The organism is Thermoplasmata archaeon, from assembly GCA_038874435.1.
GTDB lineage: Archaea > Thermoplasmatota > Thermoplasmata > Lutacidiplasmatales > SKW197 > SKW197.
Genome location: JAVZCK010000015.1, coordinates 1 through 26,136, shown reverse-complemented (window position 1 = coordinate 26,136; position 26,136 = coordinate 1). Strand labels below are relative to the sequence as shown.

The window sequence follows — 26,136 nt, the reverse complement described above, 5'->3', positions numbered from 1 at the left end:
GTTATTAGTCCCCCTTCAGATAGCCAATTGGAGGATGGAAAATGAATAAACAACAGTGTGCGAAATTGCTAAGCGCAATGTTGGTGCTAGGACTACTAGCGACTATAGCAGTGCCGGCGATTGGAACATCCCCGACAGTGACAGTTTCGGGGACAGTGCTTACAAAAGATGGGGATTTTGCACCAGAAGGCCTGACGGTGAAGCTGTATTCATTTGCAAAAAATGATGTTGTTGCCTCAACCACAACTAGAGATGGTGGCTTCTTCATATTTTCTGTTAATCCTGGCTATTACAAACTCACATTCGAATCGCAGAGAAAAGGAAACGAAGTGTTCCTCTATGCAGAATCAGAGCCATTTAGTGTGTTTACTCAGAAGGTGGAGAAGGAACTAGAGGTTGAGAAAAAGGAGATAAATTCTTATGTGAGTGGTACTATTACATTGGCTCTCGGGGCGTCATTTACCACGAATGCCACGGTGAAAGTTGTGGACTTTGCTAACAACTACTGCGAAAGGATTACTTCATGGGGTGTGGTCTTACCAGACAACACCACAGACCCCAAGAAACAGGAGTATAACATCTCATTCTATGCAGGCAAGTACAACCTAATTGTTGAGTATCCTGGTTATGCACCCACATTTAACAAAACAATTCTACTCTCGGAAGGAACTGGCATTGAAGAAAATGTGACCTTGTACAAGACCTTTGTAAAAGGATATCTAAGGGATTCTAGCGGAAACATTTTAACCGAAGTTAAAAAGACCTACATAACTCTTATTGAGACCGCTACTATGTTTACCTTTACAAACGAAATTGAGAACAATCCATACTTTGAAATAGGTGCTTACCCAGGTAACTTCATATTGATTGTGGCCTCAGAGGGCTACACAACTTACATAAACAAGAGTGTTACAGTGACAGATGGAATTCTGAACATTAAGGATGCAATGGTGAAGGAAGTCAAGAAAAGCGAGGTTCTTACCTCCTTCGACCTCACAAAAATAAATAATCTCACTGCTAAAACCAATGCCAAGCTGGAGCCCTATTTCTCACTACCTTATTTGAAGATGGCAAATACATACATGGTACGCCTTCAGATTGACTTTGCTTTTGGAAACGGAGATTTCATGTTGAGCCAAACAGAACTAAACAATTTCAAGAACTACCTAGTGAAAATGGGTCCATTCTATGTGCCCAACCAGATGGGATTTGAGATAAACGATACCGCGTACACAAATGTCTCTGGCTTCAGTGTAGATGTAAGGGATGAGGGTATCACAAATGCAAGTGTGCCTATCGATGTCACAGTAGATGCGCCAATCTATGTGAACTATTCCTACACGTTCATCTCGGACAACACAATAAATACGAGCGACTCCTATACATGCAGTTTCGGGTTCAACTATGATAACGCGATTACAGATTACAAATACCAGTTCTCCCTTGGTGAAGGGTATGTTCTTACAGACCACACATTTGATAGGGGCTTTGTAAATCTCATTCCAGTAAAGAACTGGCAGAAGTTTGAGGTCGACCCAAATGTGAGAGAGGGACATGCAATAGACACTGCTACTATGGAATTCGAGAAATTTAGTGATGTCCAACCAGTGATAAATGTGACTGCTGAGGACTGGGGTGACTACAACATCCTCAACAACACCTATGAAAATTACACTGTGATTGTCAAAGCCAACATTAATGTAACTTTCAGCGCCCAGAACTCTGTTGTGGCTGTAGGTAACATCACCAAGTATATCTGGGACTTTGGAGATGGAAAGGTAGAGACCACAGAGAATATGACGATCAACCACACCTATGCAAACCCTGGAGAAAACCTGAAGGTAACGCTCACTGTGATCGGTAGCGGTGGACAAACAAACTCTACAAACATGACCCTTAATGTGGATGGTGTCGCACCAAAACCCGTGATTAATGCAAATGGAAACAACACAACCTATGTGTTCACAAATGTGACTACACCAGTAATTTTCAACGGTTCATATTCAACAGACAGCATAACAGGAAATGATACCAATGGGACAATAAGGAGCTGGGCATGGGACTTCGGAGATAACACTACCACAACGGAAACGCTGGATAACCGCATTTACAACATCTCACACACATACATAGGTGGAGAAGTCGACTACACAAACAAAACTACAATAAATGTTTCTGGAACTCTGATTACAGTTACGGGCTGCTGGATTTACGATGTCATCTTGAATGTCACAGACATTGCGGGAAATTGGGCAAATGCAACAATGAAGGTAGTTGTTAATGACACAGAGTTACCTGTGCCTGTCATTAAGATTCTGGATATGGAAGGCACAGAGACAACTAGTGTGATTGAGAAAACTAATATTACATTCAATGCTAGCGAATCCTATGACCCACACGGCGGAAGCATTGTGAAATACAACTGGACAATTGAAAAGAAAGGTGAGGTGTTCAAGACGGTGGAGAGCAACAACACGACCTATGTGCTTGGAGGTGGACTAGAGCCAGGTGACTGGAATGTCACACTTACTGTTTGGGATGTAGCAGGAAATTCGAAGAACACAACACTAGTACTCAATGTGCGATTGAACACCACTGCAAGACCAGATCTTGAAATCACAAACATAACATTGCCAGAGAAGTTTGAAGTCGGAACGCAGTCCACAATAAAGGTGGAAATTCGAAACATTGGCGGCGAAAACTCCAGTGCGGTACTGAAGTATCTCGCGTTTGTGTTGATTTCAGGAGATGGCTCTACACGAGAGGTTGGTAATATCTCTTCCTTCACATACCCAAATGGCACCGCGCTCAGGTACAATGAAACTATGACTGTAGAGTTTACATGGACACCAGATACTGCAGGCAGTTTCACGCTAAATGTGAGTGTCTACTCTGATGACGAATACTACACATATGCAGATAACAATGTGATGAAGAAGGACATAACCATAAACGAGGCCGCCTGGAAGACCTATGCTATGTATGGTGGAGGAATTGCAGCAGTGATCATTGCATTGCTGGTGATATACTTTATAAGCAAGCGACGTAAGGTGGCAGAAGAAGAGGAAGAAGAGACAAAAGGAAAGAAAAAGGTAGAGAAGGAAGAGAAAAAAGAGAAGAAAAAATAATTTTCCAACAACTTTTTTAATTTTTATTTATTATTGGTGATTTGATGATGTATAAACTTGTTGCTTTTGATTTAGATGGTACACTGGTAGATGTAGATAGTTCCTGGTCATGGGTCCACAGACATTATTCCGTGAATAATGATGCAGCACTACATGCCTTTCTAGAGAGAAAAATTGATGATCTGGAATTTATGCGAAGAGACATAGAACTATGGCTTTCGAAGAAAAGTAAAATTCATCTCAGTGAAATTGCGGAAATTCTGTCGCAAATCCCTATTAAAAAGGGTGCAAAGGAGTTGTTCAGGTTCTTAAAAAACACTGGAATTTCTACTGCTATTGTGAGCGGAGGTATAGACATACTGGCACACAGAGTTGCAAAAGAACTCGGAATAGAGCATGTAGTTGCGAATGCGCTTAAGACCGACGAGCTTGGGTATCTTACTGGCGAAGGGGTGCTTAGAGTAAAATTACTTGAAAAAGGAGAGGCATTACGAGAACTCGCAGAGAAAATTGGTGCTGAAAAGAGCCAAATCATTTCTGTAGGAAATAGCTTCATAGATACGAGCATGTTCGAGGTCTCAGCCATTGGAATTGCATTCTCACCTGTAGATATGGAAATTTGCAGTGCTGCGGATTATGTCGTTGAACAGAGCGACATGAGTGCTCTGATTCCAATCTTTGAAACGATTCTAGGGGGTAACCCTTAATCTATCTCTCGGGAAAAGTACTGCTTCTCTTATGTTCGTAAGATTCAGCATTTTTTGGACAAGGCGGTCAACCCCTAGACCAAAGCCACCATGCGGTGGCATTCCGTACCTGAAGGCCTTCAAATAGGGTTCAAATGCCTCAAGCTTCAAATTGTTTTCAAGCATCTGCGCTTTGAGTTTTTCGTATCTGTGCTCTCTCTGCCCTCCAGATGTGAGTTCCTGGCCTTTGTAATCAAGATCAAAATATCCGGTCAATTCGGGATTTTCATCCTTTCGCATAGCGTAGAATGTGCCCTTCTTTAGTTCCGTTGGAAACTCGGTAATGAAGAGAAATTCCTCATTGTAATTTTTCATTATGTATTCTCCCAGCATTTTCTCTCCCTCTGTATCTATGTCGTTCCCTCCTCGCCAGCCCATCGATCTCAAAATCTCTATGCATTCTCTGTGGGAAATTCGTCTAAACGGTAGCTTCGGTACCTTTACCTCGCATTTCAGAAGATTGAGCTCCTTCGTGCCATTCTGTACCACATACTCAATTGTGCTAGCAACCAGATTTTCTAGCACTTTCATTACATCCTCTGAAGAATCTATGTAGGCTAGCTCCACATCCAGAGAGATGAACTCTGCCAAATGTCTAACTGTGTCCGAGGGTTCAGCACGAAATGCCGGTGCAATCTCAAAAACCCTGTCGAGCCCTGTTGCCATCAGCATCTGCTTGTAGAGTTGGGGGCTCTGAGCCAGAAAGGCTTTTTTACCAAAGTATTCGATTTCGAATAGTGTGGCGCCTCCCTCAGCTCCCGCAAACACTATCTTTGGCGTTTGCACTTCCACGAACCCATTTGCAAGTAGGTAATTCCTTATGCCTGCACAAACCAAGCTCTTAATCTTAAAGATTGCCAGTACCTCATCTTTTCTCAAATCCATAAATCTATTGTCAAGCCGTGTGTCAAGTTCTGCATTCACCTTATCCACAACACCCAGCGGTAGGGGAACTTCCGCCCTGGAGAGTACCGTAAAGTCCCTCGGTAGAATCTCAAATCCCATTCTTGCCTCTGCACTCTTCTGGATTTTACCTATAACTTCAATCACGCTCTCTCTGGGGAGTCCTGTAATCTCTGTAAACTTCTCCTTACCCATCTCCTTCTTTATTGCTGTAATCTGGATTCTACCCTCTCTATCTCTTAGCACAATAAATGCAATACTACCCAGCTTCCGCACATCCTCTACCCAGCCAGCAATTCTTACTTCTTGTCCGTCCATCTCCGCACTCAACTCACTGCTGTATTTTCGCTGCATGAGGGCAGGAATGAGGCGATGGGTTTAAAGTTTTTCCCAAAACAAAAATCTTTATCTCTCCCCTCTCCGTTGTTCTTTTATGCATGAGTTGAAAATACTTGCCAGATATCCTTTTCTCAGGGACGCTGTCGAATACATAAGAAATGAGAAAATAGACCTGGATCATCTGCTCAATGATGACCTCTATGCCACTGCTAGACAACTTGGTAGTAAGAGGGCCCTTTCTGCAGTGCAAACGCCAACAACCCCATTCAACTTGCCATATACTGACGAAATCGGGCTTTTGTATTCTCTCTTAAGCTACCCTGTAGCTAGAATGATAATCTCTGCAGTAAGGGATAAAACTGTGATCAATAGGTATGCGGTTGCCGAATCAAAAAACTTTTCTGCAGTTGCTGCATCTGAACGGCAGGAGATACTTGTCCAAATCGCTAGGGACCTTGGAATTGAGGTTCAGTTTCTTGGAGAGAGAATTGAACCAGATTTTGCAATTCATTTTACCCAGTATCTCACCTACACTTCGCAGTTTCGTGGTGACCCTGATTGGAAACTTGCTTATCAAGCACTGGACAAGGGTTGGGTCCATCTTGGAAGAGATAAAATCCTGAGAATTCTAGAGGAAGCACTAAAACGAAAGATCGAAGCAGAACTTCCACTTCCAGTAGATGCTAGAATCAGAGAAAAGTTTCAGGAAGAGATAGCCCAAATTAGAGAAATCATGGAAAAACATAAAAAATCCTTTCCTAGCCAAGAAATTGGCGAGCTTAAAGAGGACGCATTTCCTCCATGCATGAAAAAAATTCTTGAAATTATCAGAGCTGGTGAGAATGCTCCCCACATGGCTAGATTCGCAATTGTGGCATTCCTGAAAGGGCTCGGTCTTGATTCTGAACAAATTCTAAAACTGTTTTCAACATCGCCTGACTTTGACTTGAGTAAGAGTAAATACCAGGTGGAACACATCACAGGCAAGAGTTCACACACCACATATAAATCACCTGGCTGTGCTACGATGAAGAGCTATGGTCTCTGTAATCCTGGTGACGATGAACTTTGCAAGAAGGATTGGCTGAAACATCCATGGGTCTACTATCGCTATAAGAAACGGGAGTTGAAAAAGCAGAAATTAGCAAAGCCGTCTCCCAGTTGACTGTATTGCGGAGACTGCGTTCACCAGAAATCGGTTGAGCGGTGCTTTTTTTCCAGTACGTTCAGCAACCTCTACAATGTGTCCATTAATTTCCAGTATCTCTGTCCTCTTTCCTTTCATCACATCCTGGAGCATACTTGAATAGTTTTCTGCAGTTTGCTCTGCAACTTTGAGCGTCTGGCTTACACAGTCAACATCTGGACTTATATAACCTGAGACCTTTCCTATCTCCTCGCTCTCCGCCGCCACACTCACGAGCATCTCTTTCAGATAAGCATTTCGCAGAAGCATTCCATTATTCACATTGAAGATTACTGTCAAAGGGTTGATTGCAGAGTTCACAACACCCTTTACCCAAATATCCTGAAGGATGTTATCACTGACTTCTGTGGAAATCATAGCGTCGTTCAGCATCTTGCATAAGGTCGTTGCGACATTATGGCTAGAACTTCCCACAACCGTTCTTCCCCAACCGTTGAACCTTATCTTTCCGGGCTCAAGAAAAGTGACTCCCATGCTCGTAATACAGGCCCCTATCTCCAACTTCTTCCCACTAACTTCTAGCTCTTTCGCAATCACCTCAAGGTTATTCAATCCATTCTGCATACTTACAATTGTGCCCTTGTCTATGGCTTGCAGGATTTCTCTTACCGCATTCCTTGTATCGTAGGCCTTTGTAGTGATAAAAACAAAATCCCAATCATCTCCCGGAATTTCTTCCCTCGCACTAACTTTTACCAATTTTGTAAGAACTCCATCTATTTTAAGACCCTCTTCATTTATCTTTTCCACATGTGGTTTTCTTCCCACAAGGATAACTTCATGCTGCTGGCTCAGCATCGCACCAACAAAGCTTCCTATGGCGCCTGCACCAAAGATCAGCACCTTCATTTTGTGTACTCCAACATTCTTTTTATTGGCTGGTAGGCCTTCTCACGAACGCGTTCGTCAATTCTAACAGGGTAAATTTTCTGTTCCATGCTCTGAACTACCTTCTCAATTGTAATTTTTTTCATATTAGGACAAAGCGCGGAGGGAGGCGGATAAAATTCCTTGTTTGGATTTTCCTTCTTCAATCTATAACACATTTCCTTCTCTGTTGCCACTATGAACTCGTGCTTCGGAGAGTTTCTCACATATTTCACAATCCCCTCTGTAGAACCCACAAAATCCGCCATGTCAACTACCTCAGGTACACATTCTGGATGTGCGAGAACCTCAGATTTTGGATGCAGGACAAGCAACTCCTCTATCTCCTTCTTGGTTATGTCTCTATGAGTATGACAATATCCCGGCCAAAGATGAATTTTTTTATCTTTTACAAATCGCATCACATAAAGCCCTAGATTTGTGTCGGGTACAAAAATTATTTCCTTATCTGGAATGCTCTGGCAGACCTTTACAGCGTTGGCTGAGGTGCAGCAAATATCCGCCTCTGCCTTCACCTCTGCAGTTGTATTGACATAGGCAACAACCTTTGCTTCTGGATGCTCGCTCTTATACTTCCTAAGCCCATCTACATCTATCATCCCTGCCATTGGACACTTCGCATCAGGTTCTGGATGTAACACAAGCTTATCTGGATTGAGAATTGCAGCGGTCTCCGCCATAAAGTTGACACCACAAAATACGATTACTTTTTTATCTGTCCTGCTCGCCTCCATGGAGAGCCCCAGCGAATCTCCGAGATAATCTGCGACATCCTGAATTTCCGGACGCTGGTAATTGTGGACAAGCAAGACGGCATTGAGCTCCTTCTTGAGTTCCATTATCCTTTTAGCGTAATCCATGGTTCTCTAATATTACAAGGTAAGTTTATAGTTTTTGGAAGTGGATGGAATATCCCAACAAAAACCTATATTTACCCATTTGCTTTTAGATAGCGGTGGCAGAATGATTGTAATTCCTGGTTCTGCATCGCCCGGACTCTCCCAGAAAATTGCCAAAATTACAAACTGCGAAATTGCAAGTGTTGAGAGAAAAAGGTTTCCAGATGGAGAGATGTATATTAGAATCGGTTCCGAAATTGGAGGCAAGGACGCAGTGATTGTGCAGAGCACAACTAGTGACGAAAAAATTCTGGAGGCAATCTTGCTCTGCGATGCTACACGGGAGGCAAATGCAAGAAAGATTATTTTTGTCGCCCCCTACTTCGGCTATGCTAGACAGGACAAGGTATTTAAGCAAGGCGAAGCAATCTCGGCAAGAGCAATTGCAAGGGCAATCCAAGCAAACTGTGATGCTTTTCTTAGTGTGGACCTCCATGCAAACACTGTGATTAAATGGTTCACTATCCCTGCATTTGAAGTTTCAGCCATTCCCTGTGTAGCTGGATATTTCAAAGGCAAGAAGATTGATGTTATTGTCTCACCAGACAAAGGAGGAATTGAGCGAGTAAAACGAACCTCTGAACTCTCAGGCATTCCTTATATACATCTAGACAAGGTAAGATTGGATGGACACACTGTGACAATAAAACTGCCAGATTACGATTTCAAAGGCAAAAATGTGGTCATAGTGGATGATATCATCTCTACAGGTGGAACAATAAAAACTGCAGCAAAGCAAATGTTAGATGCTGGTGCAAAATCTGTTTCATGTGGATGCACTCATGGACTTTTCCTAGGAAATTCAGGTAACGAGCTTGCATCCTTGTGCACTGAAGTAATTGCTTCAGATACAATTGAAACTAGGTTTTCCAGTTATTCTGTTGCTGAGGAAATCGCAAGGGCTATATCTGGGATAATATAATGGTGAGGAGATGGAAACCTATACGAAAAAGATTGCGCTAATCGGAGATTGGGGAACAGGGAAAACCAGCTTAATTAGAAGGTATGTGCTTAACGCATTCGATGATTCCTATATCCAGACCATTGGCACAAAGGTCTCAAAAAAAGTTGTTGATCTGAAAATCGGAGAGCGAGAAATCAAAATTAACCTCATGATATGGGATATTTTGGGACAGAAGGACTACAGAAGTGTGCAGAAAAACGCTTTTGTTGGTGTGGAAGGTGCAATATTCGTTTGTGACCTCACTAGAAGAGATACGCTTGACAGCATCGAAAAATACTGGCATCCACTGATGGTGAGCGTTGTCGGTGAGAAGCCAGCCATCATAGTGGCAAATAAATGCGATTTAATTAATGTGGCTTGCTTCTCCTTAGAAGATGTTAAACAAATTGCGGAAAGTTTGAAAATAAATCCAGAAAATTGTTATCTCTCTTCTGCAAAGACGGGTGAAAATGTGGAAAAAATTTTCATGGCACTTGCCACTGTGATGATGACGGCTCCAGTCAAAGTAACCCCTTATAAAGAAAGAGTGAAAGCACTTGAAAAGATTGAGGTAGATGATGAAGTGAACTATAAAACCGTGCTGGATGCACTGTTCCTAGATTTTACTAAGAGTATGGGGAGCGAAGAGAAAGCAATGGAAATTTTAAATGCTTGCTTCAGAAGTTGTGGTCTAAATCTGAAATATCCTACAAAAGAGGGAATTGAATTGTTGATAGAATTTTTGAGAAAGGCAGAAGTAGATAATGGTGTACAGCCAGAGATTGCAGAACAGAATAAGATTAGGCGCTTGAAATTACTTGAGAGCATAGAATAAACCCTACATTTAGCCCTACATGTAGTGCCTTGGTTTATATTTACTTCAGCGATGCAATCATCATGAAGCAAAAAGGAGTAATCTGGACACTGATCGGTGCTCTGATAATCAGCGAGTGCTTTCTTGGTGTTGCAGTGCAGGGCGAACAAAATGTATGTTTGGCCGTTGGAGAAAAAAAACTGCTAATTTGGGAATTCGCACCCAATTGTGAAAATGGACTTGAGTATGTGGTATTGAAGAACACAGGCCCTGCTCTCTGCTTAAACGGGTTCTCGCTTTCTGATGGAGAGGGAAAAATTGTGTTTGGAGATGTTGAAATTCCCGCATACTCTTGCATCACACTTGCAAACAATGCTTCTAGCTATTACTATTATTTTGAGAAACTGCCAGATATTGAAATCAAAAATGGAAAAGATGTATCTGTAAAGGGGCTATTTAAACTTGCAAATTCAAACGATGAGATTTACCTTTATGCCCCTGATGGCTCTCTAGTAGATGCAATTGCCTATGGCAAAGAAAGAGTGCAGGAGGGTTGGAATGGAAGTATGCTGAAAAATCCGTCAGTTGGAACGGTTTACAAGAGGTTGACAGTTAAGGACACGGATACCGCAAATGACTGGACCACGACAAGAATTGGAAGAACTGCACTTGTTCCTACGAGATTTACGAATGTAAATCTAACTGCTTTCGTGACGCCTGATAGTGGCTTGGAAGTTGTGCTTCAGAGAATTGAGAATGCCACAAGGGAAATCCTTGTCTGCACATACACATTGGATTCACCAGAAATTGTTTATGCGTTGGAAAATGCAAGCAAAAGAAATGTATGCGTAAGTGTAATTGTTGAAGGTTCTCCTGTCGGAGGATTGGGTAATGCAGAGAAATTCATGCTCTCAAAACTTTCTGGTTTTGCTAACCTTACCTTTTATGGAATACCAAAACACACCAGATACAATTACATGCATGCCAAATACATTGTGATTGATGGAAAATGGGCGGTTGTGAGCACTGAAAACTACAAAGGAACAAGCTATATAGAGCAGGGCCTATGCGGAAACAGGGGCTGGGGTGTAATAGTGGAAAACTCTGAGTTTGCTCAGCAGCTTATCTCGCTCTTTAATCAGGATGCAAAAAACATTTACGGAGATACCGGAGTGCAAACAATCCTTACAACTAATTCTGTTCCTGTGAAAGATTTCAACCCTACACTTTCAAATTTCACAACCAGAGCCGATGTCTCCAATGTGACATTACTTGCTGCACCAGACAATGCACAAGAGTACCTCCTTCGCTGCCTAGCCTCTGCTAAGAACAGCGTGGTCGTAGAAGCATTGGAGTTTCCACTATACTGGGGAAATGTGGTGAATCCATTTGTGGAAAAACTTGTGAAACTCTCTGAAAAAGGCGTATCCGTTAGAGTTCTACTAGATGGAAGTGCGGCAAATGGAAAGGGAAACAGAGAAACTGTAGAGTATCTTAATTCGTTGAACAAAAACATCTCCACTAGGATTATTGACGCTAGAGGACATGGCTACAGAATGCTCCACACAAAGGGATTCATTATTGATGATGCCTATGTGTACCTTGGGAGCACAAATTTCTGTGAGAATTCGTTCAAAGATAACAGAGAAGTGGGTGTTTTAATTGAGAGTAAGGCAATTGCGAGTTATTTTAATGGTGTCTTTGAATTTGACTGGAAGGAGGATGTACGAAAGCCCTCTGCCTACATAGGAGTACCCGCAAAAATTGTGGTCAATAAAACAGTAAGATTCGATGGTTCAGGGTCCACCGACAATGGAAAAATTGTTTCCTATCTCTGGGATTTCAATGGAGATGGTGTATTTGAGGCAAGTGGCGCATTAGTGAACTACACATTCCCCTCGCCTGGAAAATACAGAGTAACTTTGAAAGTTGTTGATGCTTGTGGAAATGAAAACGCTACATCTAGAGAGATTACTGTGTCTGCGGTTGAATCTGTGCATGCGGAGGAAAATCAAAACTGGCTCTATGTTCTCCTTCCTATCCTGCTCGGGGCAATTGTTGGATGGAAGTTTGGTGGGATGGAAAAGAGAGTGAAAAAATTTGTTAGTTGGCTGAGGTGCAAGCTATGATTGATCAGAGCTTGACCTTCAGCTCAATTTTTTTCTTTTCTATTTTCTTCTCGTATCGCTCGGGAAGGGAAAAAGCTAGTTCTTCAATCCTCTGTAAATTCTTTATGAATTGTGCCTTGCTCTGAGTGTCTATGAGTTTCTCAAATTCCCTCTTCTTGCTGTAATAATCTATTAGAAGCCAGCCAAAGATTAGGAGGAGAAATGGCCCTAAAATGATGCACCATAGGTAAAAGTTGCCTATTGCGTTCTCAATTGCTTTTATCTGCTCAGGCATTACATTTTTTATCTGCTCAAATCCGCAGACACCCAAGAAAGTCAGGATTGCAGATAAAACTATGATGAGGATTGAGAGAATGTGTCCGTAATTTCGCCAGAGGTTCCATGCCATCCTTTACACCAATGCCCTGATAACGGAGGTGGGTAAAAACCTTTTCATGGTTTTGATATCCCATGTGTTATTGTTGTGCCAATCACGAAGACATCGTCTACAAAGACGCCTTTGTTGTAGCTGGCACTCGCATAGTGGATAGAATCTGTCTCGCTCCCTGTGGCATTTGTGAACACTCTTATCCTCAAGATTATTGTGTTGCCTGCAAATCCACTCAAATCACAGTTCAGCCTTACAAGCGTGAATGATGGTATCCAATCATACGCTGACACTGTATTGGCATCGCTCGCTCGCACAAATGTCCAGTTCGTCTTGTAGAGTGTCCCTCTCACACCAGAATAACGCTGCGGCAATTCTCCACCTGTGGCATCACCTGTAACTCCATAGTAACCACGGTTTTCAACTGTAGTTAAATCTCTTCCTGTATATCCCCAGCCAATTCTCACACCGTATGTAATGGAATACCATGTCTCGCCATTGTCCTTACTCACCTCTATCCTTACTCCATCTGGCGGTAAGCCAGCACCATCGTTGATGTTGAATTTGAAGAAGGCAATGAGTGTTGCCCTGTATGCTCTCGTTAAATCAATTGGAATTGTGTAGAGTGAGGAATCCACACCGAGTGGGAGATAGCCAGATGCCTGATTGTAATACCAGTATCTGTTGCTCCCGAGATATCCTCCACCAGGGTTATACACATACTGCCAGTAATCTGTAGGAATCCCTGTCACCTTTATCTGCACATCGTCTATATACCAGCCCATGTCAGCGGTCCAGTTTGGCGGTAACTGCCCTCCGAACTGTGCGAACACAAAGACCACACGCACCGCCGTGAATGTCCCTATGTATTTACTTAAATCAGCCTCTATCTTCTCCCAGCCGTAAGTACCACCTGCACTCCTCCCATTGAAGCACCAGTAAGGCAAGCGTCCATATCTATCTATCAATCCAGTATTTCCATCTATGCCACCGACAGTGCTCTCATTCTCAACGCTCTCAAACTTGAGATTACCTCCATACGGCTGCTTTGGCTGAATGTAAACTCTGTGGGAGGCATCCCAGGTCCACGATGTCTCACCAGATTGCTTGCCCCAGAGATAGATGAATCCTCCGTTTGTACCCTCTGTGATGGAGTATCTGGTATAGAAGGAAAGCGTGGCATTAGGAGCGCCGCTTATGTTTACTTCTGGCGTTGTGAGGAACCGATAACGCTTGTAGGGAATTGTATAATTGAGTTGAGAACTTGCAGCACTGGGAGATTTTCCATAAACAACTCGGAATTCATCAAAGTATGCATACTCCCCGGCGTTTATCCCAGTATCGTACATTGCAATTCTGAGGTAAATGCTCTGGCCCTTGTATTTCGTGAGGTCAAAGGCATTTGGCACCCATTCATCATCTGTTGTGCTTGTTTCATTCAGTGGCGTGAAGCAATGCAAGGGTGCTACCCTTGTCCAGGGACCACCTGTGCTCGTGCTCACCTCTATTGTCCAGTTGTTTTTTGGGATATACACTGCATTGTTGCCAGAAGCTTGCTTATCCCATGCAAGATAGTAGTATGACCAGAGTGCTACAATTGCCCAATCAATGTCCGAGGGAATTGTTACTGCTGATGCAGTACGAATGTAATCATTACCTGCGGTATTATCTCCTGTGTATTTCAAGCTGTATGTGCCTTTGTATTTTTGTGCATTGCTCTGCGCCCAGTTTCCGCCAATCGCCGTCCAGCCTCCAATGCCAGATTCGAATCCGTCAAAGAAAAGGGTCGTTGTATCCACTGCATTTGGTGTGAACTTTGAATTTTTATTCGGCACTGGCGGCGGTGCCCTTATGTCCCCAGGTGCACCAATTGATGCCATTATTGCTGCAAAGATTCCGCTCAGCTGCGAGGATTGAGAGGCGTAGAAATACCCATCGTAACTCAAATTCGTGAATTTAGCTGCAGAAGTGTTTGAAATTTTCCAGAGCCAGTATTCTGGTGTCCCTGCCGCCTGGCCATAATGATTGGTGTCAAGTTTCCCGAGTGATGGATGCTCAAAATGGGTCACACCAAGTCCGACTGTGAACACTGGGACGTGAACCCAGGCATCTGTAGAGGTGAAGGTATCAATCAAGCCCCATCGAGTTTTATCCGCATTTGAGAATGTAATTGGGAACCAGTTCTCATACGCTGTGAAATCTGCACATAAAGTAACTTCGCCATTCACTGTTTGGTCACCGAGAGACCAGGACCTCCATGGGCCAAAGAATTCACTACCTCCATCAGGTCCTCTGTTACCACCCAGGTCCGTTTCACCGACCTTCGCTCCCGTTCCTCTGTACTTCCCCCAGTCCATACCATCTGAGAGTACGATCACACTTGGCAAAATTCCGTTTGCAAAATCAAAGGTCTTGTTGTAGTATCTTGCATAGGCGATGCCAACACCTATTGCGTCCCAGATTGGAGTATCGTATCTACCTGCAAGCACAGGTGTCATTCCAAGTGCGGGATTAGTGAGATAATTCACAATTGTCTGTTTTGTAGCAGTTGTTGCCAAGCTTCTTGCAACCCAGATGTGCACTGCTTCATTATCTCCATTATCTGACTTGAGGTCTGAATTGTATCTGCTCGCTGTCACTCCCATGTCTGTGAACACAACCTGGTCAAGATTCTGGTTTCTATCCCCGAATGCAATTACAGTTATGTAGTCATTTGCGGTAAGATAATTCAAAATTGAATTAGTAACAGCATCCACCAGGTCCTGCCACTTTGTTCTCCCGTCTCCATCTGGGTCTTCAGCCATTGAGCCCGAGTTGTCAAGGACTAGAAAGATATCGAGGGGTGCTCGTTCTCCCGTCACACCAGGAAGATTTGGTACCTCTGGCAACCAGTATGCTGTCGGTGTTGTGTGGGCTGCACCCTTTGTGTAGTTGAAAACAGTAGCATTATTTGTGAGATAGGTTCCGTTGCCATTGAGAGTAAGCCCAGAGCGATTTATGCTCCCGCTCAAACTCCAGTCCCAGTCTCCAATTACCCGCGTGCTCACATCTTTTCTTGCAAGAAAATCAAGCGGGCTTTCACCATTGATATTAAGCAGTGTTGCATCATGGTTCCAGTTTTCTGCTGTTCGCTCTGGCACTTCCATATCATCGTAGAAGAAAAAGACCTGGATTCTCTGGCTCGCATTGTTGTTTGCCCTGATGAACTCTGCATTTGCATAAATTCCGTCTGGGTCTGCCATCACCCTAATCGTTTCATAACCTACAAAAAGTGGTACCCAGAGCACCTCGGAAACTGCCCTGCCATTGGACACATAACCAGTGGCATTTGTACTGCTCGGCGGTACATTCACATTTCTTGCCCCAATCACTGTATCGCCATCAAGGAATCTGATGGTAACAGATGCATTCAATCCACCCAGATTTGTAATGTTAATTTTGAGAAGGTAAGTGGCACCGAGCTGTGGGTTTAGATCACGAAGGTAGATGTAAGCTCGTGAATGCGTTGCTGCATAAATATCAGGTGCAGTTATCTTTATTTCTGGCTTTGCATCAATTCTTCCACACCAGTGCACAATGCTCAGCATGATTTCTGAAATCATTGTCCTGTTTGCAGTGTATGCTGGGTTGAACGAGAGAAAGACAGAATGCCAGCCCGCTGCGTCAAACACAGCAGAGCCTAGCACATTATCGCTCAATCTATCCCAGTGATTTATTGCATCACCCCAGAACACCGGCAGTGCCCTCTCTGTTCTGTTGTATGCCCTTGCAGGATAGCTTGCGAAGGATGTATTGCTCATCACAAATTCCAGACCGTTTGTTATCGGGCTCTCTCGTACTCCATAGAGCACATTGTTTAAGCCGTAGTTTACTGGTGTGCCAGTGTTGTTGGCTCCGAGAATGTTCCGCATGAATGCTGTATTTGCAACTGCAGAGTCGTTGAGAATGAAAGAGCCAATAATTATTAACGCATGCTGGCTCGGGTCATCTGTGAGATAGAAGTTCTGGATTAGATTAATGTCCGTTGCTGTGAGTGTGTTGTAGCCAGAGCCGTTGTATGCGGTTCCTGTAATCCAGATTACGCAATTGTACCTGTTCATGTTGTACTCAGAATTATTTCTATCTGCACCCCTAGGAACTATCTGGACATCCATATCACGCCCAAGCGTGTAGCCAAGCGTCTGCATTGCATTTATGATTTCGCTTGATGCATCAGGCAAGCCCCCACCATTATTGGCTGAGCCGTCATCGTCCACAACAAGCATCGTGTAAATCACATTCACCTGATTAAGCAAGAGTGTGTTATTGTACACATTGTTGTTTTCATTCACCTCTGGAATTTTGTTGTAGGGGTCAACCATTACTTGCAACACAAAAATTCCCACAATCCTCGGTGTCCATGTAAAATTCACAGTTTTTGAATCTCCAAACGCATTGAGAGAAATTGTTTGCCCACTTACAGGCCACACTCGCTCCACCTCAACACCATAGGCATAGACAATCAGCTGCACTTCCACATCTGAATGGCTTGTGTCACCATTGTTACGCACTACCGCACTCACATTGAGCGGCTCCCTGTACCTTGGAGTGAGCGTGGAGATTTCCTGGCTCGAAATTGCCAGATCATCACCGGTCCTTGCATTAATGCCAGACAGCCAGTTAATTATGTGATAGGCAAGAATGGCGTGGTCGCCAGTGTACCTAAGTGACCCAAATTCCAGGGAGAGCAGAACAACTCTGCTTTCATAAACACCTGCAGTTCTCTTAAACTGACTCGCAAATTTCAAGGCACCTGTTTCGTTAACCAGTAAGGGCTGTGCACCCGCAGCAATTGATAGCGTTCTCGTAACTGCAAAGCTAATTGTGTTTATGCTTGGTTCAAATCCTGTCAGGTTTATCCATCCATTACCATAGTTCGTGCCGTAGATTTTAGAAGGTAGTGTAGATGCGGGTAACACTCCTGAGATTCCAAGATAGGTATTTATAAAACTCCCAGATACATTCTCGAGAATGTTCGCTCCCGCCAACCAGAGCTTCCCCCCATTGTCAAGGAATCTTTGAAGGTTTGCCACATCCGATGCCATGAGCGTGTTGTTTGTAAAACCACCTTCCCAGATTACTACATCATAATTTCTCAGTTGGTAAAGAGCTGGCCCTGTATCGTATCCTGGCCCTGGAGAGTTTAGAGCCACTGTTGTAGATGTGTAGTTTACATTGATTGCATTAAGTGCAGCAATAAAATTCGCCCCCATATCATTTGGACTCCCAATCCCTGCACCATCATCATCCACGAAGAGAATGCGAGGCATTACCACAACCGAAACATTTTTTGGCGTGCCTGTAAGATTGCCAGGCATCACATCTGTAATTGTAACTTCAATTATGTGCGCACCTCCTGGTTGTGCCACCCATGTGATATAAATCTCTGTTTCTCCAAAGCCCGGCACAGAAATTACCTGCGTGTCAAGGGTTGTGGTTGCATTCGTAGCCACAATCGTATCAAAAGTGGTGATTGTTGCTGAGGATGCAGGTGTGCTCTGAAAATTTTTGATGATTGCGGAGATAATTACCGTCTCTCCTCGGGTTGGAGAGGAAGGACTTAGAGAGATCTGACTCACCACGAGATTTGGCAGTGGAACCTCTACCGCCGAAACTACAACTGTAATGGAATACTTTCTCAAACTCCTGTGCTCTTGATAGTCACTTGCATTGACTGTGTATGTGTATGTGCCTGGATTCACAAAAGTTGTCAGCTCTGCAGTTTCAAATCTCGTCCCTGCAGTGTTATTTAGTTTAACTATGCCCAACCCTAGCTGGGTCAGGTCGGCATACACAGAATTTGGGTTGAGATCAAAGTCATAAATATCCGCCCAGATTTTAAATGGATTCCCTGCCACAACCGGGGTTGGCGAGCTACCAGAAGCTTGAATTAGTGGTGGATACCAGATGTTGTTAACAATTATGAGTTTCTGCCAGAAAAGGAGATTCTTTGCAGTATTTATAACCTGGATTGTAAGGTTCTGAGGGACTGTGAACAACGCAGAAGATTTCCATTTCCAGACAGTACCTAAATCCCAATACTGCCCAGTAATTCCACCATCACTTGGTTGTAGATAGAATCTTGTTCCATTCTCGGTCTCAACCACTATTCTGATATAGCTTGTCGGAAGCAGCTCACCTGCAATGTGCGTTAGGTTCACATTCGCATAATATCCTGATCCAGTACCCGCTTCCTCATACCATGCCTCTGCATCAAATTGCGTGTTTGCACGGGGCTGGGGAGTTGGAAATGTTTGCACCCAGGCAAAAATTGTTGAGAATATCACTACCGTAATCACGAGCACGAGAAAGGTGCCAATGATGCTGCTTACTCCTTTCATGGCCTTGCGCATCGTTCACCACCTCCCTGCAGTCCATGGATTATGGAGTTACCAATCACAAACACATCGTCTACAAAGACGCCTTTGTTGTAGCTGGCACTGGCATAGTGTACGGCATCGGTTTCGCTACCTGTGGCATTTGTGAACACTCTTATCCTCAAGATTATTGTGTTGCCTGCAAATCCACTCAAATCACAGTTCAGCCTTACAAGCGTGAATGATGGCACCCAATCATACGCTGACACTGTATTGGCATCGCTCGCTCGCACAAATGTCCAGTTCGTCTTGTAGAGTGTCCCTCTCACACCAGAATAGCGTTGCGGCAATTCTCCACCTGTGGCATCACCTGTAACTCCATAGTAACCACGGTTTTCAACTGTAGTTAAATCTCTTCCTGTGTAACCCCAACCAATTCTCACACCATATGTTATGGAATACCATGTCTCGCCATTGTCTTTGCTTACCTCTACTCTCACTCCATCTGGCGGTAAGCCAGCACCATCGTTGATGTTGAATTTGAAGAAGGCAATGAGCGTGGCTCTGTAGGCTCTCGTTAAATCAATTGGAATTGTGTAGAGTGAGGAATCCACACCGAGTGGGAGATAATCGCTAGGTGAATTGAAATACCAAAACCTGCTTCCACTACGGGCTTGAGATGCATTCTCTACTATCTTCCAGTAGTCCGGCACACCACCTCTCACCCGAATCTGCACATCGTCTATATACCATCCCATATCTGGTCTCCACTCTGGTGGCAACATTCCTCCAAACTGTGCAAATACAAACACAATCCTTATTGACGCAAATGTTCGCACATACTTCGCCAAATCCACCTCTATCTTCTCCCAGCCGTAAGTGCCACCTGCACTCTTGCCGTTGAAACACCAGTAGGGCATTTTTCCATCTATGTCTATCCAACCATTACCAGTTAGTCCTCCCGTTGTGGTTTCATTGGTTAATGCATCCATCTTCAAATTTCCGTTGTAAGGTTGCCTGGGTGAGAGATACACTCTATGATTTCTATCCCACACCCAAGTCCTGCCATCCGTGCTTCCCCAAAGATAGAGGAAACCACCATTTGTTCCTGGTGTAATGCTGTATTTTGTGTAAAAACTCAAAATTCCTCCCTCTGATTTCCGCATGAAAACAGGGAAACGCTGACCACTGGGCACCACTGTAACTTCCTTGTATGGGTCTGCTGATGTGCCTGCTCCATTGCTCCAGGCCTCCCCATGATGCTTTATGTACACCCAATCTGAACCTATAAAGAAATCATGCTCATATCCACCGCTTGCCCTGTAAGGCACTACGCGGAAGGTGCCATCATCTAACAATGTGACCCGCACCCATTGGTCACCGTTACCATCTATCTGGTTGTTTGGCACTGTGCCCCACAGGTCCTCCCATGCAATGAGCATATCTGTTACTGCGTGTGGAACCGCAGGAAGTGAAAATATCTTCCAGCCGTAGTAATCGTTTATGTTAAACCATACATCCTGGCTTGGTGTGGGATTGTAGAGGCAGGTTACAGGTGCAACATTCAATGCACCAGTTTTGCTCGCATTCCCTGTGTAAGAATTGTTCTGGAGCACCACAAAGTTGCCCTCAAATGCTACTGCACCTGTATCGTTGTACAACCAATAATAGTGATTCTCATAGTCAATTACCACAACATGATCTGGTAGATTCCCTGTTTCATAACTCCCAGATGCATAGTTCCAGAAGGAAAGGTATGGCGTGCCCACACGCACTGCTGGTGTTGTAAGGAACCGATAGTGTGCTGGGAAGAGTGTGTAGCCAATGTCTACTCCATCATTTTCTCCCCTCTCTGCAGTTATTGTGATATCATCAATATAGATCCCACTGTTCCTATCGTTCCCTTGAACCGAATAACTGTAAACTACATTGTCGTCATCCTGCATAGTAAACCTTAGGTATATTTCCTTCCCCACATACTGTGTCAAGTTTATTGTATATTGTCTCCAACTAGCTAACTGTCCATTACCATCTGCATTTTCGTCTGGGAAACTGTGCAATACGGTCCATGTAACTCCTCCATCTATTGATACCTGAAGCAGGGCGTGGTCATAATAATCTCTATATGGATATCCTGCCCAATAGTATGACCAATGGTAAAAATTGTATGCTGCCCAAAATGTGAGTGTAACGTTTCCATTTTTGTAAGCTGTGAGATTAATAAGCGGCGAGCAAAACCAAGAGGCCTCTCCGTCATTATAGTTTCCTCCTAAGTTTGTTGCTGCACATCGCGTACCACTATGGGCTCCGCCTACCCATGTAGTTGGTTGTCCCACTGCCCAGCTTGCACCCGTTCCTCCAATACTCCAATCACTGCCTAACTCGAAGTTCTGAGCATATACTGTCTCCACCGCCTTAGGACGCACCTTTGTAGGTGCCAACAATGGTACTCTCACATCGCCCCCCGCAGCCTCCTTTATTATCGCAGATATCTCTTTGAACGCCGTGATTAACTCAGCAGGTGTAGATACATTGAAATGTTTGCTGTAATTTGCATTTGACTTCCCAGTATGATTCATTGCATACGCCAATCTCCACATGTTTGCCCTATCTGCGTCACCACCAAATGCAATCGTAAACAATGCTACATCATATTTTGTAATTTCGCTTATACATGAATCATATGTAGTAAATGTTTGATCTGAGTTCGTCTGTCCATCTGTGAGAACTATTGCCGCTGGGAAGTTTGATGTATTATGATCGTTGTAGTTGAAATTATTCGCCCACGACCATGTAGAAGGCACACCTGTAGCATACCGGACAGATACAGCAGTCGCATCTAAAAATGCTGTACCTCCACCCGGGAACAGAGAGAGAACGCTCTGTCTTACCGTTCCTAAATTAGACGTAAATCTAATATTTAAATATGACTGTGTATTGAAGCGGGCAAGTGCTGCTCTATCCCCCTCATTTAGGGTGTCTAATAATATTCCTCCTGCCGCTTTCGCCGCATACATTCTAGTTTGCAAGTCCCATGACATACTCCCTGATACGTCGAACATCATTATTACATCTGCATTCCTCTTTATGGTCACTCTTCCTTGGGTTTCAGGCAACCAGTACGCAGTTGGTGTAGTGTGGGCAGCGCCTCCTGTGTAGTTCAGTACCGTGGCATTGTTTGTGAGATAGGTGCCATTGCCATTGAATGTCGTGGTACCGTTAAAATCCTGGCTCCCGCTCACATTCCAGTCCCAGTCCCCAATTACCCGCGTGCTCACATCTTTTCTTGCAAGAAAATCAAGCGGGCTTTCGCCATTGATATTAAGCAGTGTTGCATCATGGTTCCAGTTTTCTGCAGTTCGTTCAGGCACCTCCATATCATCGTAGAAGAAAAAGACCTGAATTTGCTGGCTTGCGTTGTTGTTCTCACGCAACTTCTCGCTTCCAACATAGAGATTGTCCGGGTCAATTATTGCGGAGATTCTCTCATAGCCCGCATACAACGGTGTCCAGATTATCTCAGCCACGCATTTGCCATTGTAAACATTGTTGGAAGCATCTGCATAGCTTTCTGGCACATGAATGTTAACCGAGTTAATTATTGTATCGCCATCAAGGAAGCGAACAATCACATCGCCACTCAAACCACCGACATTCGTGATGTTTGCTTTCAAAAGGTAGGAAGAGCCAATCTGGGGATTGAGTTCTGGAAGAATGATGTATGGCCTAGAGTTTGTTCCTGCGTAAATGTCAGGGGAAGTGACCCGAAGTTCAGGTATTGCATCAACTCTACCACCCCAATGGATAAGGTTAAACAGAATTTCCTTTACGAGAGAGAAATTGGTTGTATAGGAGAGATCAAACGAAAGAAATGCAGAGTGCCAGCCAGAAATGTCTTTAACACCAGTGCCCATCACCAAATCCGTTGTTCTGTCCCAATAAGTGGTGCCATTTGCCCAGAACAGAGGTATAGCAGAGGCTGTTTTTGTGTAGGCATAGCATGGGAAGCTTGTTCCATTGGTGTACTCAACTCTCATTCCATTTGTTACAGGGCTCTCTTTCACACCATAAACTACTTTCCCAACTCCGTCCGTGTACTTTGTTCCTGCGCTCGCGGCACCCAGGACCTGGGTCATAAATGCTGTTCCGCTTACACCACTATCTCCCAGCACTTCTCTTCCAATGAGAATAAAGGTGTGCTGTGCAGGGTCAGATGGTAGATAGAAATCCTTGATTATCTGCATGTCTGTAGATGTAAGGGTATTGTAACCAGAACCATTGGATGCAAAACCAGTAACCCAAAGAATGCAATTATAATTCGTGACATTATATTCTGTGTTGTTCCTGTCCGCTCCTCTTGGCACCTTCTGGATATCCATATCTGTGCCGTTTACATAACCCAGGCTTGTTAGAGCATCAATCACATACTGAGCGACATTGGGCAATGTGCCTCCCCCACCGTTTTCTGCTGAAGAATCGTCATCTACTACCAGCAAGGTGTAAAGCACATTAATCTCGTGTATCCCTACCGCAGTACTGAGGGCATTGTTGTCCTCATTCGTCTCTGTGACCTTGTTGTTGGGGTCAACCACGACACGAATTACATATGTGCCAACCATCCTCGGCACCCATGTGAAATTCACGAGTTGAGAACCTCCATCTGGCTGTAATGTGATTGATGTATTAACTGGCGAAACTGTATCCAGTAATGCACCGTTAACATAAATATAGGCAACAACTTCCACATTTGCTTGAACGCTTGCACCGTTATTACGCACAGTTGCAGAGATGTTCACTGGTTGCATGTATCTTGGATTTATTGGCACTATATACTGGCTTGCCACTGCTAAATCTTCCCCAGTTCTATTTCCTAGGCCTGAAAGCCAGTTCACCACTTTGTACGCTGTGATTGCCTGGTCTCCCATATCTCGCATTGCCGCAAACTCAAATGTGAATGTAACGACCTTGTACTCTCTTCCACTCACCACATTTTTGTATTGAATCCCATAATACTGATCTGCACTTCCATTCATAAACACTGCCTGTACATTCAAACTTGCAAGGGGATTTATAGGCCTAACTATTGAAAATGTACTGCCATCCATGAGGGGCTGGCAGTTGGAAAGATTTATCCAGCCTACACCAGGATTCTGCCCATAGATTTGAGCAGGTAGAGAAATTGCAGGGAGGAGACCATTTATTCCGATATAGTTCATGAATGTGCTGCTCACACCCTCTAGAATGTTTTCTCCTACCAACCAAAGCTTGCCTGCAGGTACTGTGGAAGTGCCTGATAAGAATTTTACCAATTCAGCAGTGTCGTTTGAAGTAAGGGAATTATTTGTGTTACCGCTGACCCAAATCACAACATCAAAGTACTGCATCTGGGTTTCTACAGGACCGCTATCGTACTTCGGTCCATCAAGCCCGAATGGGACGCTATAAATTCGGTAATTCAGGTTAGCTGCATCCAGGGCAGCAGCCATATAGGAGGCGACATCTAGGTTGCTTCCACTTCCCATTATCGCTCCATCATCATCCACGAGCAGAATCTTTGGGGTCACAACTAGAGAGATGTTTGCTCCTATTCCATTGCTATTCCCTGGCATCACACTTGTGATGTTCACGAAAATCTTGTGCAAACCACCAGGGGTTGCAGTCCAGTACATGTAGGCCTGGCTCTGACCATAGCCCGCAACGGATACATTCGCCCATCCGATGTAGCTCCATGTGTCAGTTAGAGGGATATAATCCCAGAATGAGACATTAGATGACACTGCAGGCATTGAATTCAGGTTTTTGATAATGGCAGTAATTGTAACTGTGTCGCCTCGTGTAGGTGAGAAATTGCTGAGCAAAATCCTTTCAACGATGAGCTTCGGTGGTTGTGTTTCTTCCTGTGCTGCAGCACTAACGGTTATGGAGAGAGTTGCAGTGGAAACATGCCCCATTGTATCTGTAGCATTTATAAGTGCAAGGTATTTGCCTGCCTGGGCATTGCAGGTTATGTTCGAGGTCTCAAATTTCCATCCAAAGGTCTGATTCATTTTTACTGGTGTTGATATTCCAAGTGCAGAGAGGTTCACATAGACCGAATCAAAGTTCAGGTCATCGTCTTTTACGTTCGCCCATACCTTGAAGTTGCCCCCAATGCTAACGGGGTCTGGTAATACGCCCCTTTCCAGAATTGCAGGAGGAATTTCTGTTATTTGTGGATAGAGGATGCTAGACCAAACGAGAAGGTTTTTCACTTTATCAATTATCTGCACAATAACCGTAGAAGTGTTGGAGTATGTAGGGGCGGAATTCCATCGCCATACCTCTCCCGGCTCCCATTTTCCATCTGTCAGTGTTCCATCCTTATCTCCGTCACTCAACCCGAGTGTAAAACTCTGAGAATAATTCTCGATCCTTATGATAATTGTGGTTGCCGATGCGTACAAAATTTCTCCGCCTGCATGGGTGATGTTCACATAGAAGGAGTAGTTGCCTGCAACATAAACAGTATCTAGCTTTGCAGAGAATTCTGTGTAGGTTTTGGACATCGGAGGAGGCATTGCGTTAATCCATGCAAAGATTGAGGAAAATAGGGTTACTGTAATCACGAGCACCAGCAAAGTAGCTACCACTTCCGAAATACCGCTCTCATTTTCCCTAAGCATAAACTTTCTATTTTTCATTTTATACCACCCCTGCTTCTTTTATTATTATTTTGAACATTGACTGTTGATATAGTTATACGAGAGGAGGTATATAAACAATCTTTGGATACTACCAAGTGCTGCTGGCTCTGTTTGCACCTCTTCGGCCCGCACCACGAAAGATAGATATACTCTGCGGATATTGTGGAGATGTAGGTTAGATGATGGAGATTACAGATGGTTGGTGCAGAGCTGGTATGATTCATGGAAATATAGAATATATCAAGAAGAGAAAAGGACTTGAGGGAGTTGCCAAACTTGATAAGCTACTGAAGGAAATGGGTATTTCATTATCACAAATCAGGTCAATGCACTCCCATGACCATGTGCCCCTCACCACCCTCGGCAAATTTTTCGACGCTTCTCTTGTCCTCTTTGATGGAGATAAGGAAAAAATAAAGGAGATGGGGAGGGAGTCAATCAAGGTCTCTTTCCTGGGAAGAATGATTCTTCCATACATTTTTTCGGTAAACTATACGGGAACCTCGTGAACATTTATGACTGATCTCTTAATGTTCACGATGCGAGGTGATAGTACAGTGTTACAACTAGTAATAATACCATTCTCATCTGTCTTTGCCGTAACCTGGGGTCATAAAGAATAGCCATTACAAATCTTTATTTGGGAGAGGCATATAAAAACCTCCTTGGGTAGAAAGGAAGCATTCGCAGTGTGTCCCATTTGGAGCAAGATGGGACACCCTCTCTTTTCTAAG

General features: G+C 43.8%; 13 protein-coding genes. 7 read left to right on the top strand and 6 right to left on the bottom strand.

The features are described from left to right. Nucleotides 1-41: 41 nt before the first annotated feature. The gene (locus tag QXD64_06590; GenBank protein MEM3396982.1) at nt 42-3,128 is read left to right on the top strand and encodes a PKD domain-containing protein; all 3,087 of its coding nucleotides are present in this window, start codon (nt 42-44) and stop codon (nt 3,126-3,128) included. Nucleotides 3,129-3,172: 44 nt separating this feature from the next. Further along, nucleotides 3,173-3,835, top strand: coding sequence for an HAD-IB family phosphatase (locus tag QXD64_06585; protein ID MEM3396981.1), 663 nt, complete (start codon nt 3,173-3,175; stop codon nt 3,833-3,835). Here QXD64_06585 and aspS read toward each other — a convergent pair. Continuing rightward, on the bottom strand, nt 3,818-5,131 hold the full coding sequence (gene aspS / locus QXD64_06580) for an aspartate--tRNA(Asn) ligase (GenBank protein MEM3396980.1): 1,314 nt from the start codon (nt 5,129-5,131) through the stop codon (nt 3,818-3,820). The genes QXD64_06585 and aspS overlap by 18 nt on opposite strands. A 79-nt stretch (nt 5,132-5,210) precedes the next feature. On the opposite strand from aspS, the gene QXD64_06575 reads away from it, so the two are divergent. Then, nucleotides 5,211-6,281 carry a DNA primase large subunit PriL gene (locus QXD64_06575; GenBank protein MEM3396979.1) on the top strand — a complete coding sequence of 357 codons (1,071 nt, stop codon included), beginning with the start codon at nt 5,211-5,213 and terminating at the stop codon, nt 6,279-6,281. On the opposite strand, the gene QXD64_06570 is transcribed toward QXD64_06575, so the two are convergent. Next, entirely contained in the window at nt 6,258-7,172 is a 915-nt protein-coding gene (locus QXD64_06570; GenBank protein MEM3396978.1) for a 2-dehydropantoate 2-reductase, read from the bottom strand. The genes QXD64_06575 and QXD64_06570 overlap by 24 nt on opposite strands. After that, nucleotides 7,169-8,071, bottom strand: coding sequence for a quinolinate synthase NadA (gene nadA / locus QXD64_06565; protein ID MEM3396977.1), 903 nt, complete (start codon nt 8,069-8,071; stop codon nt 7,169-7,171). The genes QXD64_06570 and nadA overlap by 4 nt, the downstream gene beginning before the upstream one ends. A gap of 103 nt (nt 8,072-8,174) precedes the next feature. On the opposite strand from nadA, the gene QXD64_06560 reads away from it, so the two are divergent. The 3 genes from QXD64_06560 (at nt 8,175) to QXD64_06550 (ending at nt 11,996) form a co-directional block, all read left to right on the top strand. Then, nucleotides 8,175-9,032 (top strand): ribose-phosphate diphosphokinase, encoded by an 858-nt coding sequence (locus QXD64_06560; GenBank protein MEM3396976.1) that lies wholly within the window; start codon nt 8,175-8,177, stop codon nt 9,030-9,032. A 10-nt stretch (nt 9,033-9,042) separates the two neighbouring features. Next, nucleotides 9,043-9,888 carry a Rab family GTPase gene (locus tag QXD64_06555; GenBank protein ID MEM3396975.1) on the top strand — a complete coding sequence of 282 codons (846 nt, stop codon included), beginning with the start codon at nt 9,043-9,045 and terminating at the stop codon, nt 9,886-9,888. A gap of 62 nt (nt 9,889-9,950) precedes the next feature. Then, nucleotides 9,951-11,996 carry a phospholipase D-like domain-containing protein gene (locus QXD64_06550; protein ID MEM3396974.1) on the top strand — a complete coding sequence of 682 codons (2,046 nt, stop codon included), beginning with the start codon at nt 9,951-9,953 and terminating at the stop codon, nt 11,994-11,996. A 4-nt stretch (nt 11,997-12,000) separates the two neighbouring features. On the opposite strand, the gene QXD64_06545 is transcribed toward QXD64_06550, so the two are convergent. The 3 genes from QXD64_06545 to QXD64_06535 are packed head-to-tail and all read right to left on the bottom strand — an operon-like array spanning nt 12,001 to nt 25,399. Further along, nucleotides 12,001-12,384, bottom strand: coding sequence for a DUF3198 domain-containing protein (locus QXD64_06545; protein ID MEM3396973.1), 384 nt, complete (start codon nt 12,382-12,384; stop codon nt 12,001-12,003). A 44-nt stretch (nt 12,385-12,428) separates the two neighbouring features. Beyond that, nucleotides 12,429-18,755 (bottom strand): CARDB domain-containing protein, encoded by a 6,327-nt coding sequence (locus tag QXD64_06540; GenBank protein ID MEM3396972.1) that lies wholly within the window; start codon nt 18,753-18,755, stop codon nt 12,429-12,431. Beyond that, nucleotides 18,740-25,399 (bottom strand): CARDB domain-containing protein, encoded by a 6,660-nt coding sequence (locus QXD64_06535; protein MEM3396971.1) that lies wholly within the window; start codon nt 25,397-25,399, stop codon nt 18,740-18,742. Before QXD64_06535 ends, QXD64_06540 begins: the two co-directional genes overlap by 16 nt. A 182-nt stretch (nt 25,400-25,581) precedes the next feature. On the opposite strand from QXD64_06535, the gene QXD64_06530 reads away from it, so the two are divergent. Continuing rightward, nucleotides 25,582-25,911 (top strand): hypothetical protein, encoded by a 330-nt coding sequence (locus tag QXD64_06530; GenBank protein ID MEM3396970.1) that lies wholly within the window; start codon nt 25,582-25,584, stop codon nt 25,909-25,911. Nucleotides 25,912-26,136 lie beyond the last annotated feature (225 nt).